This window comes from Flavobacterium tagetis, from assembly GCF_016735615.1.
GTDB lineage: Bacteria > Bacteroidota > Bacteroidia > Flavobacteriales > Flavobacteriaceae > Flavobacterium > Flavobacterium tagetis.
Map to the genome: position 1 here is coordinate 1340329 of NZ_JAERSF010000002.1, position 13311 is coordinate 1353639.

A 13311-nucleotide genomic window follows, 5' to 3' on the forward strand; every position below is an offset into this window, starting at 1 on the left:
ACGAGAAATCACACACGTAACTCAACAAAAAATGTTGACATACTATGTGGAATCTCTTGTGCGATTTCTCGTACCTCGAAATGACAAGATTACGATAAATTGGAATTTGGAATTTAAAAATTTGAAATTTTACAAAAACTTAGCTTTCAACTCTGGAGTCGGAATCATACAGCTTTCTTTCTTGCCGTACCAATTGTATCTATTTTTTGCAACATAATCGTAAATTCTATCACTTATAAAAATGGGAACAATTCTAAAAATTGAAATGAGCTTCCATAAGCCTCCAAAATTTTTAGCTATTTCAATTACTGCAGAAGACTTATAAAAATAAGCTGTTTTTGGATCGTACAAAATAATACTATCCATTTTAGAAAAGCTGATTCCTAAGTGTTTGCAGATTGAAATACCCAATTCTGATTGCAATGCAACAAATCTGAAAATGTCTTTTTTGTCATGGTTTATAATGTATTGCACAGCAGAACTGCACAAATTGCAAACTCCGTCAAAAAGAACTATTTTTTTATTTTCTGGAAGGCTTTCCATTTTATTGTATTTATTTCAAATTTTACATTTCACGTTTTGAAAAACATAAAAGTGAATTTGGATTAATTGAATCGGAGCTTATTTGTTTTGTTTATTGAATTGTAATTTTTAATAGATTTTGAAAATCAAAAATAGCTTTAATAAAACCCTTAAGATGAATTTTAAAAAATAAAACATCTGTTTTGTTGTATTTTGTAAAAATGTTTCTTAAATCGCTTTATTTTAATTTTTCGATATTTTAACCGTTTTAAAGACTGAAAACTGCCGCCGAGACTGAAAATTTTTACTTTTTAACTGCTTCTACCAATTCCAATTCATCTAAACTTACTTTCGAAGTAAAAATTCCGTAGTTAACCGTTGCTTTATTTTTTTCGATTAAATCAATACTTCCAACAGATCTTCCGTCGAGCATTCTTACTCTATCGCCAACTTTCAAAATTGGTTTTGGTTTTTCAATAACGGGTTTAAGTTTCTTCTCTTTTTTCTCTTTTCGAATTTCTTCTACTTTTACCTGAACTTCAGCAATGATTTCTTTTTGTTTTTCAACTTTTGCCTTAACTTCTTTTGGAGTTGCTTTTTTACGTTTGGAATTTTCAATCTCTACAATTTTCAAAAATTCGCCAATAAGTTCCTTTTTATTTTTGTTGTTGAAGTACTTCTCAGCAATATCATCAATTTTTTGTCCAATGTAAATTATCTTTTGATTGCTATCATATAATTCTTGATAACTTTCCAATTTTTGCTGGATCTTAGTATTGATGTTTTCCATCTTTTTACTTTCTTCACGAGCACGAGTTTCTTCTTCTTTTAAATTCAAAGAAGTTTTTTCCAACTTCGAACGTTCTTTTTGAAGAGTAGCAATTGTTTTATCAAAACGAACTTTTCCAACTTCAATTTTCTTTTTCGCACGATTAATTAATCCGAAAGGAATACCATTTTTTTGAGCAACCTCAAAAGTAAATGAACTTCCGGCTTGACCTAGTGCCAACTTGTACATTGGTTCAAGTGACTTTTCATCAAACATCATATTGGCATTTGTTGCATAAGGCAATTCGTTTGCCAAAATTTTTAAATTGGAATAATGCGTTGTGATAATTCCGAAAGCTTCACGATGATAAAATTCTTCAAGGAAAATTTCAGCCAAAGCTCCACCCAATTCAGGATCAGAACCTGTACCAAACTCATCAATCAAAAACATAGTTTTTCTATTACATTTCTTCAAAAAGTAATTCATGTTTTTTAAACGATATGAATAAGTACTTAAGTGATTTTCAATAGATTGGTTGTCTCCAATGTCAGTTAAAATTCTATCGAACAAGAAAGTTTCGCTTCTTTCATGAACAGGAATTAATATTCCTGATTGCAACATTAATTGTAATAATCCAACTGTTTTTAAGGAAATAGTTTTTCCTCCGGCATTTGGACCAGAGATTACAATAATTCTGTTTTCTTGTTTTAGCTCAATGGTTTGTGGATAAGTAACTTCCTTTTTCTGTTTGTTGTTCAAATACAAAATCGGATGATATGCTTCTCTAAAGAATAATCTTCTTTCTTCTGTAATTGTTGGCAGGATTCCATTTATGCGATTTGCATATTTTGCTTTACCTGCAACCACATCAATATCACTTAAAAAGTCTTGGTATTCAACTAATAAAGGAAGATACGGACGAATTACATTCGATAGATTTTTTAAAATTCTCGTAATTTCTTCTTTTTCTTCGTATTCTAAATTCGCTAATTCTCTCGAATATTTTAAAGTAGCTTCAGGTTCGATATAGGCAATGCTTCCAGTTTTGGAACTTCCTAAAATAGAACCTTTTACTTTACGACGGTACATTGCTAAAACTGCCAAAACTCTACGGTTTTGCACAAAACTCTCTTTGATATCGTCCAAATACCCTAAGCTGTTGTATTGAGTTAAAGCTACACCAAAACTTTGGTTTACTTTTCCACGAACCAGGTTCATATTTTGTCTGATTCCGGCTAAAGCAGGAGAGGCATTGTCCTTAATTTCTCCATATTTATCTACAATAGCGTCAATTGCAGTGATAATATCTTTAGTTAATTCTACTCTTGAAGCCCTAGTATTTAAGTTTGGATAATAGTCGTCAAACTTTTTAAGGAAATTCAATAAGATATTTGTTGTCGCAGAAAGATTAGCAATTTTTCTAAAACTTCCAACTTCCAGAAAACTGTCTTCGATGGCAAGAAACTTAATTTCATGCGTGATAGCGTCAAATCCGTGATTCGGAATGGCGTTATTATTTTGGAAAGAAGATACATACTCAGATGTCTGCATCAAAGCTTGCATTAATTCTTCTTTGCCTCTAAATGGTTTTATTTGTAAAGCCTTTTCTTTTCCAATATCGGTATTGCAACCATCAGAAATGGTTTCGAGAACGGTTGGAAATTGTAAGTCTTGTAACGTTTTTTCGGTAATACTGATCATTTAATTTCTTTATGAAAGCAATCACAAAAGTACGAAAACATTATGATTGAAATCGAAATTTATATTCGTATAAATATGATTTGTAGTATTAATTTCTGAAATTCGCATAAAAAAAATTATGGACGTAAAAATGCATTCTTCTTGGAAACCTGTTTTGAATGAAGAATTCGAAAAACCATATTTCAACGATTTAATAGAATTTGTAAAATCTGAATACGCGACAAAAGTTTGTTACCCAAAAGGGAACCAGATTTTTTCTGCTTTTGATCATTGTCATTTCGATGAAGTAAAAGTTGTTATCATTGGACAAGATCCTTATCACGGACCTAATCAAGCAAATGGTTTGTGTTTTTCTGTGAATGACGGAATTCCTTTTCCTCCATCTCTTCAAAATATATTTAAAGAAATTCAAGATGATTTTAATATTCCGATTCCAAATACAGGTAATTTGGAACGTTGGGCAGATCAAGGTGTTTTTCTTTTAAACGCAACTTTGACCGTTAGACAATCTGAAGCAGGAAGCCACCAAGGAAAAGGCTGGGAAAAATTTACGGATGCTGTGATTAAACAAATTTCTGCTGAAAAAGAAAATGTTGTTTTCTTGCTTTGGGGCGGTTTTGCTCAAAAGAAAGCAGCTTTGATCGATGCATCAAAACATCATATTTTAAAATCTGGACATCCTTCGCCTTTGAGCGCAAATAGAGGTTTTTGGTTTGGAAATAAGCATTTTAGCCAAACAAATGAATTTCTGAAATCTAAAGGATTAAAAGAAATTGAATGGTAATTTTTTTTAAGTTACAAAGGTTCAGAGTTGCAAAGCGACAAAGGAGAAAAACTTTGTGTCTTTGTGATTTAGGTAAATATTTTTCATAAAAGAAAACCCAATAACTGTTTTAATGTTATTGGGTTTCTTTTTATTTTTTTACGATTTCCTCTAAAACGGCTTTGTTTTCGTAATTAACCACTTTCAGAATAATTTCTTGATTTTTTACTGTTTTTCCTTCAATGATATAAAGTTTACCTTTTTTGAATGGAACATTGCTTTGGTCAAAATCTACGTCTCCGTAAGTTAAGGTATTTTTGATATCTGCTGTATCGACCCACTTTTCGTTTAAAGTCTGAACAGCTTTTGGGGAATACTGGAATGGTTTCGTTCTAAGATTATTTAAAACTCTGGCATTTGGAAAATAATTGCATCGGGTATCTTTTCCGATAAAAAATCCTGATACAATAAAACATCCCATAACGAGACCAATCAGGTAATATGCAAAACGGTGTACGAACTTCATGAAATAAAATTTTTGCAAAGGTACATTAAAGTTCCCTTAAAATACAAGTAAATTAATATCGTTATCTGGAAGATCAAACCAGTCGCCAATGGCTTTATTTGTTAAAATTCCGTGATAAAGATAAATTCCGTTTTTGAGGCCTTTGTTGCATCGAATTGCGCTTTCGATACCACCATCTTCGGCTATCTGATGCAGATAAGGAGTTAAGATGTTGCTGATTGATAATGAAGCTGTTTTAGAATATCTTGAAGGTATATTTGGTACGCAGTAATGCAGAACATTGTTTTTTATAAATGTTGGCTTTTCATGAGTAGTAACTTCTGAAGTTTCAAAACAACCGCCTGTATCAATGCTGACATCAACAATTACGGCTCCTTTTTTCATGTGTTCAACCATTGTTTCATTCACAACAATCGGACAGCGTTCTTTACCGCGCATGGCACCAATCGCCACATCACAGCGTCTCAATGCTTTTAATAAACCTTTTTGCTGTATGGTTGAAGTGAAAATTCTTTGATTTAAATTGTTCTGTAGGCGACGTAACTTAGTAATTGAATTATCAAAAACTTTTACGTTTGCTCCTAAGCCGATTGCTGTTTTTGCGGCAAACTCCCCAACAGTTCCAGCACCCAGAATTACAACTTCAGTAGGAGGGACGCCTGTAATATTTCCGAATAAAAGTCCTTTTCCGAATTCGTTTGTAATCATTAATTCGGCCGCTATTAAAATTGAGGCAGTTCCGGCAATCTCACTTAAAGATTTTACAGCAGGATAAGAGCCATCTTCGTCTTTTATATATTCAAAAGCTAAGGCAGTGATTTTCTTTTTTGCTAAAGCTTCGAAGTATTCTTTCTTTTTGGTTTTTAGCTGAATAGCAGAAATAATAACCGTTTCTGGATTGATCATTTCGATTTCAGTTAAAGTTGGCGGTTCTACTTTTAATAGAAACGGACAACCAAAAACTCTCTTAGTATCTTTTGTAATTTCTGCACCAGCATCGGCGTATTCTTTGTCTGTATAACTCGAACTTTCTCCAGCGCCAGATTCGATCATAACGCGATGCCCTTCATAAGTTAAGGAAGCGACTGCATCAGGCGTAAGACAGATACGACGTTCTTGATAACTTGTTTCTTTAGGAATTCCTATAAAAAGTTCTCTTTTAAAACGACCAACCTCAAGTTTTTCTTCCTGCGGTATTAATTGTTGTTTTGTAAATGGAGTTAACGTGATTGACATGGATAGTGCAAAAAATTAAGAGTACAAATTACGTAAAAAGTTTTAAAATTAATGTAAAAATTGTGCTAATACTGTAGATGGGAATGTTAAGTTGTTTTACTATTCTTCATTATCATGTTCTATTTTATTTCTCATCCATATATCTCCAATGAATTTTCTTTCTGCTTCTTCTCCATAATTAAGGTCAAACAGTTTATTCAGTGTTTTATCTTTTAGTATTAATTGTTCTAAAGCAACAATGATGATATTTTCGGTAGAAATTTCATCATCCGTCAAAAACTGCCAATCTCCATCTTCGTCGTGCACAACTCTAATGATTGGTTTTTCTTTATCTAGCCATTGCCTAGTTGTGAAAGCAGTAAGGTTTTTAGGTTCATTAAATTTGAAATCGATGTTTCTGTCTAATAAAGGTTGCTTGTAAAGAAAATCATTTTCGAAATCTTTCTCCCAAGGAAATTTATCATTTCGGTCTGTCCAAACTAATTGCAAGGCGGTAAAATCTTCTTTCCCGTAGTAATTAATCGCACTGCCAAAATAGTCTTGAATATTTTCAGGATGAACTTTTAGGAATTCAGATCTGCTATCTTCAAAAATGTTTGAGTAATTTTTCTTTTCGATAATTTTTTCATTTTGTTGTTTGACTATCTCGGCAATATCATTTATAATTTCATGCAAGAGAGAGGTTGATAATCCAAAACAAATAATTTCGGGGTGATTGTATTTTTGCCAAAGTCCAATGCTGTAAGCAAATGAAGGTAGATAATCAGTAGCTTCTATAATTATAACTTGCAGTCCGTATTTTTCAATATTGATTTTAATGTTATTCATTAAATCATCAAAATCAATACAATTATGATTATGTTTTTCTGACATTATATTAATTCAGCTTTAATTCTCTTTTTCCGTCAGAAAGCAATTCGATATTTATAGTAGAATGTTCTTCAGGAATCAAATTTGCAATTTTTTCAGACCATTCAATAAAACACCAATTTCCAGAATACAGGTAATCATCAACTCCCATATCTAGCGCTTCGGTTTCTTGTTTTATTCTGTAAAAGTCAAAATGATAGACTTTTTTTCCGTTTGGAATTTGATATTCGTTTACTAAAGAAAAAGTAGGGCTACTAGTTGCGTCAGTAATTCCAAGGCTTTTGCATAACTGTTTGATTAGTGTGGTTTTTCCAACGCCCATTTCGCCATTAAAAAGAATGATTTTATTTGGGTTTGAAGCAATAATTTGTTCAGCAACTTCTTGAATTTGATCTAATGAAAAAACGATGTTCATTGTTATTTGATTTTTGCCACGAATTTCACAAATTTTCGTGAATTATTTTTTAATGCCACAGATTAAAAGATTAAAATGGATTTTTAATCAGTGATAATCTGTGAAATCTGTGGCAAAAATTATTTTTATTTAATTGTATTCACTGCTGAAAACTGAAAACCGCGACAGAAAACTTTTTTACTTTGGGTTAAATACCAAGAACGGAATAATCATTTCTTCTAATGAAATTCCCCCGTGCTGGTAGGTGTTTTTGTAATAACTCACATAATGATTGTAGTTGTTTACGTAAGCCAAGAAAAAATCATTTTTGGCAAAAATAAACGAACTGCTCATGTTTATTGCAGGCAAACCAATTGTTTTAGGCTCTTTTACCACATAAACGTCTTTTTGCTCGTATGTTAAACTACGTCCAGTTTTGTAACGCAAATTTAGACTTGTATTTTTATCTCCCACAACTTTCGACGGATTTTTTACATTAATTGTTCCGTGGTCTGTGGTTAAAATCAGTTTAAAACCTAAAAGTTGTGCTTGTTGAATAATTTCTAATAAAGGAGAATTTTTAAACCAGCTTAGGGTTAGAGAACGGTAAGCTTTGTCGTCAGAAGCCAATTCTTTTACCACTTCCATCTCAGTTTTAGCGTGAGAAAGCATGTCAACAAAGTTGTAAACTACGGTCACTAAATCATTTCCTTTTAAAGCTTTGAAGTTTTCTGCCAGTTTTTTTCCGCCAGCATAATTGGTGATTTTAAAATAATCTTCCTTAATATTTAAACCCAATCTTTTTAATTGAGCTGATAAAAATTCAGCTTCATAAAGGTTTTTTCCTCCGTCTTCTACATCATTTTTCCAATATTCAGGAAACTGTTTTTCCATTTCTAAAGGCATTAAACCAGAAAAAATCGAATTTCTAGCATATTGTGTAGCAGTTGGAAGAATAGAATAGTAAGGGACTTCTTTTTCTAGCTTGTAATAATTTGATATTACGCTTTCAAAAGATTTCCATTGATCGTAACGAAGATTGTCAATTACAACAAAAAGAATCGGTTTGTCTTTCTTTTTTAATTCTGGAACTACTAATTCTTTAAATAAAGTGTTAGATTGTATAGGTTTGTCTGCTTTTGGGGCAAACCAGTCTTCGTAATTTCTTTCGATAAATTTTCCGAATTGTGAGTTGGCTTCCACTTTTTGAGATTCTAGAATTTCAATCATCGCTGTGTCGTTGATATCTTCTAGTTTTAGTTCCCAAAAAAGCAACTTTTTATACAATTCGATCCAGTCTTCATAAGAATTAACCATCGCCAATTCCATAGAAATTTTTCGGAATTCTTTCTGATAATCTAAAGTTGTTTTTTCTGTAATTAATCTCGAATCATCCAGATTTTTCTTCAAACTCAACAGAATCTGATTCGGATTAACTGGTTTAATCAAATAATCAGCGATTTTAGAACCAATGGCTTCTTCCATAATATATTCTTCCTCACTTTTGGTGATCATGATCATCGGAATAGCTGATTTTTTCTCTTTCATTTCAGAAAGCGTTTCCAATCCGCTCATTCCAGGCATGTTTTCGTCTAGAAAAACAATATCGAAATTATCCTCTTCAAATAACGCAATCGCATCAAGTCCGTTATTGCAAGTAGTAACTTCGTAATTCCTTTTTTCTAGAAATAATATGTGAGGCTTTAAAAGATCGATTTCATCATCGACCCAAAGTATTTTTATCTTATCCATAAATCAATTTAATTTTACTGCAATTTAAAGTTATAGAACTTAAAAAGTATTAAAAATAGTATAAAATTACCAGAGTTTAGACATGATTTTAATTTGAATTTTAACATTTTTAGATGTATTTTATTGATAATCATTGCAATTTGGATTGTGATTTTTAAACAAAAAACACCAATCTCTTTATACTTATTTACTTATATTTGTTGACCTAAAAAATAACCAGACTGTGACTCAGATCAATAAATTAAAAATATTCAACGATCCTATATATGGTTTTATAACGATTCCGAATGAGTTGGTTTACGATTTAATTCAGCATCCTTATTTTCAACGTTTACGTCGAATCTCGCAAATGGGATTGTCATATTTAGTTTACCCAGGAGCCAATCACACTCGTTTTCATCATGCGTTAGGATGTATGCATTTGATGAAAAAGGCAATTGATACGCTTCGTTTTAAAGATGTTGTTATTTCTGAAGATGAAGAAAATGCACTTTTGATAGCAATTTTGCTTCATGATATAGGACATGGACCATTTTCGCATGCGATGGAAAAAAGTATTGTTGAAGATGTGCATCATGAAGCTATTTCGCTACTATTTATGAATCAGCTGAATGAAGAGTTTGATGGAAGGTTAAGTTTGGCGATTCAGGTTTTTAAAGGAGAATATCACAGGAAGTTTATGTTGCAATTGATTTCTAGTCAATTGGATATGGATCGAATGGATTATTTAAAACGAGATAGTTTTTATACAGGTGTTGCAGAAGGAAATGTAAATTCTGAACGATTGATTCAGATGATGAATGTAGAAAACGATGTTTTAGTAATCGAAGAAAAAGGAATTTATTCGGTTGAAAAATTTCTGCTTTCCAGAAGATTAATGTATTGGCAAGCTTATTTGCATAAAACTAGTTTAGTTGCTGAATTAATCTTAATGAAAGTGCTGAAAAGAGCAAAAGAGCTGACTTTAAAAGGTGTTAAACTACCTTGTAGTGAACCTCTAATGTATTTCATGCAAAATAAAATTACGCTGGAAGATTTTGATGCTGAGAAATTGGATTTGTTCTCTCAGTTAGATGATTTTGACATTATAAGTGCTCTAAAAGCTTGGCAGAAGCATAATGATTTTATACTTTCTACATTAAGCAAAATGATCATTAACAGAGATTTGTTAAAGATTAAGCTTAGTGCGGAAAAAATTCCGATGGAAGAATCACAATCTTTAAAAGAGGAGTTTGCAGAAGCGCATCAAATTTCGGCTGTAGATGCAGGATATTTTATTTTTAGAGGAAAAATTAAAAACCAAGCTTACAGCAAAGAAGCAGAACCTATTCGTATTTTGAAAAAAGATAAAACAATTGAGGATGTTGTTGAAGCTTCTGACCAGCTGAATTTGAAATCGTTATCTAAATTGGTAACAAAATATTATATCTGTTTTCCAAAACAACTTATATAAAATTAACATTTAAAACCTATTTTTTATATTTTTGTCGCGATGAAATTTACAGCAGAACAAATAGCAGGAATTTTAGAAGGAGAAGTTGTTGGGAATCCCAATGCAGAAGTTTCTAAGCTTTCTAAGATCGAAGAAGGCGACGAAGGATCGCTTACTTTTTTGGCTAACCCAAAGTATATCAATTATATATATACTACAAAAGCGACAGTAACAATTGTTAATGATAGCTTTGTTCCCGAACAAGAAATTAGTACTACACTTATTAAGGTAGAAGATGCTTATGCAGCGTTTTCTAAACTTTTACATTTTTATAATCAGGTAAAATTAAACAAAAACGGTATCGAACCTCAGTCTTTTATGTCTGAAGGAACTAAATATGGAGAGAATCTATATTTAGGTAGTTTTAGTTATATTGGACAAAATGTGGTTTTAGGTAATAATGTAAAAATTTACCCAAATAGTTTTATTGGTGATAATGTTGTTATTGGCGATAATGTATTCATTTTTGCTGGTGCAAAAATCTATTCTGAAACTGTAATTGGTAATAATTGCACGGTTCATTCTGGCGTTATTATAGGTGCAGACGGTTTTGGTTTTGCTCCAAATGAAAATGGAGAATACAGCAAAGTGCCTCAGATTGGAAATGTTATCATTGAAGATAATGTAGATATTGGTGCTAATACTACAATTGATAGAGCAACTCTTGGTTCTACTATAATTAGAAAAGGAGTTAAATTAGACAATCAGATTCAGATTGCACATAATGTAGAAATAGGTAAAAATACTGTGATAGCTGCTCAAAGTGGTGTAGCAGGTTCTACAAAAATTGGCGAAAATTGTATGATTGGAGGACAAGTAGGTATTGCAGGTCATTTAACAATAGGAAATAATGTTAGGCTTCAAGCGCAGTCGGGTGTAGCCAGAAACATTAAAGATGATGAAGTTCTGCAAGGAACGCCATCTCTTGGATATACAGATTTTAACAAATCGTATGTTCATTTTAAGAATCTGCCTAAAATTGTGGCTGAAGTTGAAGAATTAAAAAAACAAATAATAAACCCAAAAAATGGAAATAATGGTTAAACAGAAGACCATCAAAAATGAAATTTCGCTAACAGGAGTTGGTTTACACACTGGAAAAGAAGTTACAATGACTTTTAAACCTGCACCCGTTAATAATGGTTTCACTTTTGTAAGAGTAGATTTGCAAGGTCAACCAGTCATTGAGGCTGATGCTAATTATGTTGTTAATACTCAAAGAGGAACAAATCTTGAGAAGTTAGGAGTAAAAATTCAAACACCAGAACACGTTTTAGCTGCAGTAGTTGGCTGCGATTTGGATAACATTATTATTGAATTGAATGCCTCTGAACTTCCTATTATGGATGGTTCATCAAAATATTTTGTTGAAGCGATTGAAAAAGCTGGAATCGAAGAACAAGATGCGCAACGTAATGTTTACGTAGTAAAAGAAGTAATTTCTTTTACAGACGAAGCTACAGGAAGCGAAATCCTTGTTATGCCTAGCGACGAATATCAGGTTACAACAATGGTGGATTTTGGTACAAAAGTTTTAGGTACTCAAAACGCTACTCTTAAAAGTTTGTCAGATTTTAAATCTGAAATTGCAAGTTCTAGAACATTTAGTTTCCTTCACGAATTAGAGTCATTGTTAGAGCACGGACTTATTAAAGGTGGAGATTTAAATAATGCAATTGTTTACGTAGATAAAGAAATCTCTGAGTCTACAATGGAGAATTTAAAGAAAGCATTTGGTAAAGACGAGATTTCTGTTAAGCCAAATGGCGTTTTAGATAACCTTACTTTGCATTATCCAAACGAAGCAGCAAGACACAAACTGCTTGATGTAATTGGAGATTTGTCTTTAATTGGAGTTCGTATTCAAGGAAAAATTATTGCTAATAAACCAGGGCACTTTGTAAATACTCAATTTGCAAAGAAATTGGCAAAAATCATCAAAATAGAGCAAAGAAATCATGTTCCTACATATGATTTACATCAAGAACCATTGATGGATATTCATAAGATCATGTCTATGCTGCCTCATAGACCACCATTCTTGTTGATTGATAGAATTATTGAAATGTCTGATCGTCATGTAGTAGGATTGAAAAATGTTACTATGAATGAGAATTTCTTTGTTGGTCACTTCCCAGAGGCTCCAGTTATGCCAGGTGTATTAATTGTAGAGGCAATGGCACAAACAGGCGGAATTTTAGTATTAAGTACTGTTCCAGATCCTGAAAATTATTTGACATACTTCATGAAAATTGATAATGTTAAATTTAAACACAAAGTATTGCCAGGTGATACTTTAATCTTTAAATGTGAGTTAATATCTCCTATCAGAAGAGGAATTTGTCATATGCAAGCAAACGCTTATGCAAATGGTAAATTAGTTACTGAAGCAGAATTAATGGCACAAATAGCAAGAAAACAATAATAAATTATCAAATTTATTGTTTAGGTTTGTTGCTTCAAATTAGAATATTTTAATTAAAAATATAAAACATACAGATGAATCAACCATTAGCATATGTTCATCCAGGCGCGAAAATCGCTAAAAACGTTGTAATAGAGCCATTTACAACAATTCACAATAATGTTGTTATTGGTGATGGTACTTGGATTGGTTCAAACGTGACCATTATGGAAGGTGCTCGAATTGGAAAAAATTGTAATATTTTTCCAGGAGCTGTAATTTCTGCAGTGCCACAAGATTTAAAATTTGGAGGTGAAGATTCTCTTGCGATTATTGGTGATAATTGTACAATTAGAGAATGTGTAACTATAAATAGAGGAACAATTGCTTCTGGTCAGACTGTAATTGGTAACAATTGTTTAGTAATGGCTTATGCACACATTGCACACGACTGTGAGATTGGAAACAATGCAATTATTGTAAACGGCGTTGCTTTAGCAGGTCACGTAGTAGTTGGTAATCATGCTGTTATTGGAGGTTTAGCCGCAATTCACCAATTTATCCATATTGGGGATCATGCTATGATTTCTGGAGGATCATTGGTTAGAAAAGACGTTCCTCCGTTTACAAAAGCTGCAAAGGAGCCATTGTCTTATGTTGGAATTAATTCTGTTGGTTTAAGAAGAAGAGGGTTTACAACTGAAAAAATTAGAGAAATTCAGGAAATATATAGAATTTTATACCAAAAGAATTACAATACAACACAAGCCTTAAGTATTATTGAGGCAGAGATGGAGGCGACTCCAGAAAGAGATGAAATTCTAGATTTTATTAGAAATTCATCTAGAGGAATTATGAAAGGTTACTCTGGAAACTATTAAA

The 13311-nt window shown here is 32.1% G+C and carries 12 protein-coding genes; 5 read left to right on the plus strand and 7 right to left on the minus strand.

All coding sequences use genetic code 11. The features are described 5' to 3' along the window. Positions 1-129 precede the first annotated feature (129 nt). Together JI750_RS13215 and JI750_RS13220 are read right to left on the minus strand one after the other, a co-directional pair. Positions 130-543 (minus strand): thiol-disulfide oxidoreductase DCC family protein, encoded by a 414-nt coding sequence (locus tag JI750_RS13215; protein ID WP_202002579.1) that lies wholly within the window; start codon positions 541-543, stop codon positions 130-132. Positions 544-826: 283 nt separating this feature from the next. Next, complete coding sequence (locus tag JI750_RS13220) at positions 827-2992, minus strand: endonuclease MutS2 (RefSeq protein ID WP_202002581.1); 2166 nt, start codon at positions 2990-2992, stop codon at positions 827-829. Between the two features lie 118 nt (positions 2993-3110). Between JI750_RS13220 and JI750_RS13225 the strand changes: the two genes are divergently transcribed. Then, complete coding sequence (locus JI750_RS13225) at positions 3111-3776, plus strand: uracil-DNA glycosylase (protein ID WP_202002583.1); 666 nt, start codon at positions 3111-3113, stop codon at positions 3774-3776. A gap of 130 nt (positions 3777-3906) precedes the next feature. Here the strand turns inward: JI750_RS13225 and JI750_RS13230 are convergent, their stop codons facing one another. The 5 genes from JI750_RS13230 to porX all read right to left on the minus strand — a co-directional run bounded on the left by JI750_RS13230 (position 3907) and on the right by porX (position 8533). Continuing rightward, positions 3907-4281, minus strand: a complete 375-nt coding sequence (locus JI750_RS13230; protein WP_111424863.1) for a DUF4258 domain-containing protein — start codon at positions 4279-4281, stop codon at positions 3907-3909. Positions 4282-4317: 36 nt separating this feature from the next. Next, positions 4318-5517, minus strand: a complete 1200-nt coding sequence (locus JI750_RS13235) for an alanine dehydrogenase (protein WP_008464031.1) — start codon at positions 5515-5517, stop codon at positions 4318-4320. A 99-nt stretch (positions 5518-5616) separates the two neighbouring features. After that, positions 5617-6390 (minus strand): DUF4262 domain-containing protein, encoded by a 774-nt coding sequence (locus JI750_RS13240; protein ID WP_202002586.1) that lies wholly within the window; start codon positions 6388-6390, stop codon positions 5617-5619. Between the two features lie 4 nt (positions 6391-6394). Continuing rightward, on the minus strand, positions 6395-6802 hold the full coding sequence (gene tsaE / locus JI750_RS13245; protein WP_202002597.1) for a tRNA (adenosine(37)-N6)-threonylcarbamoyltransferase complex ATPase subunit type 1 TsaE: 408 nt from the start codon (positions 6800-6802) through the stop codon (positions 6395-6397). Positions 6803-6979: 177 nt separating this feature from the next. Continuing rightward, a complete protein-coding gene (gene porX, locus JI750_RS13250; RefSeq protein WP_202002600.1) occupies positions 6980-8533 on the minus strand; it encodes a T9SS response regulator signal transducer PorX in 1554 nt (517 codons plus the stop codon). Between the two features lie 223 nt (positions 8534-8756). Here porX and JI750_RS13255 point away from each other — a divergent pair, with 223 nt between their 5' ends. The 4 genes from JI750_RS13255 (at position 8757) to lpxA (ending at position 13310) form a co-directional block, all read left to right on the plus strand. Next, entirely contained in the window at positions 8757-9986 is a 1230-nt protein-coding gene (locus tag JI750_RS13255; protein ID WP_202002603.1) for an HD domain-containing protein, read from the plus strand. Positions 9987-10025: 39 nt separating this feature from the next. Beyond that, a complete protein-coding gene (lpxD, locus tag JI750_RS13260) occupies positions 10026-11069 on the plus strand; it encodes a UDP-3-O-(3-hydroxymyristoyl)glucosamine N-acyltransferase (RefSeq protein ID WP_202002607.1) in 1044 nt (347 codons plus the stop codon). Further along, positions 11062-12450, plus strand: coding sequence for a bifunctional UDP-3-O-[3-hydroxymyristoyl] N-acetylglucosamine deacetylase/3-hydroxyacyl-ACP dehydratase (locus JI750_RS13265; protein WP_202002610.1), 1389 nt, complete (start codon positions 11062-11064; stop codon positions 12448-12450). The genes lpxD and JI750_RS13265 overlap by 8 nt, the downstream gene beginning before the upstream one ends. A 74-nt stretch (positions 12451-12524) precedes the next feature. Beyond that, a complete protein-coding gene (gene lpxA, locus JI750_RS13270) occupies positions 12525-13310 on the plus strand; it encodes an acyl-ACP--UDP-N-acetylglucosamine O-acyltransferase (protein ID WP_091497682.1) in 786 nt (261 codons plus the stop codon). Position 13311 lies beyond the last annotated feature (1 nt).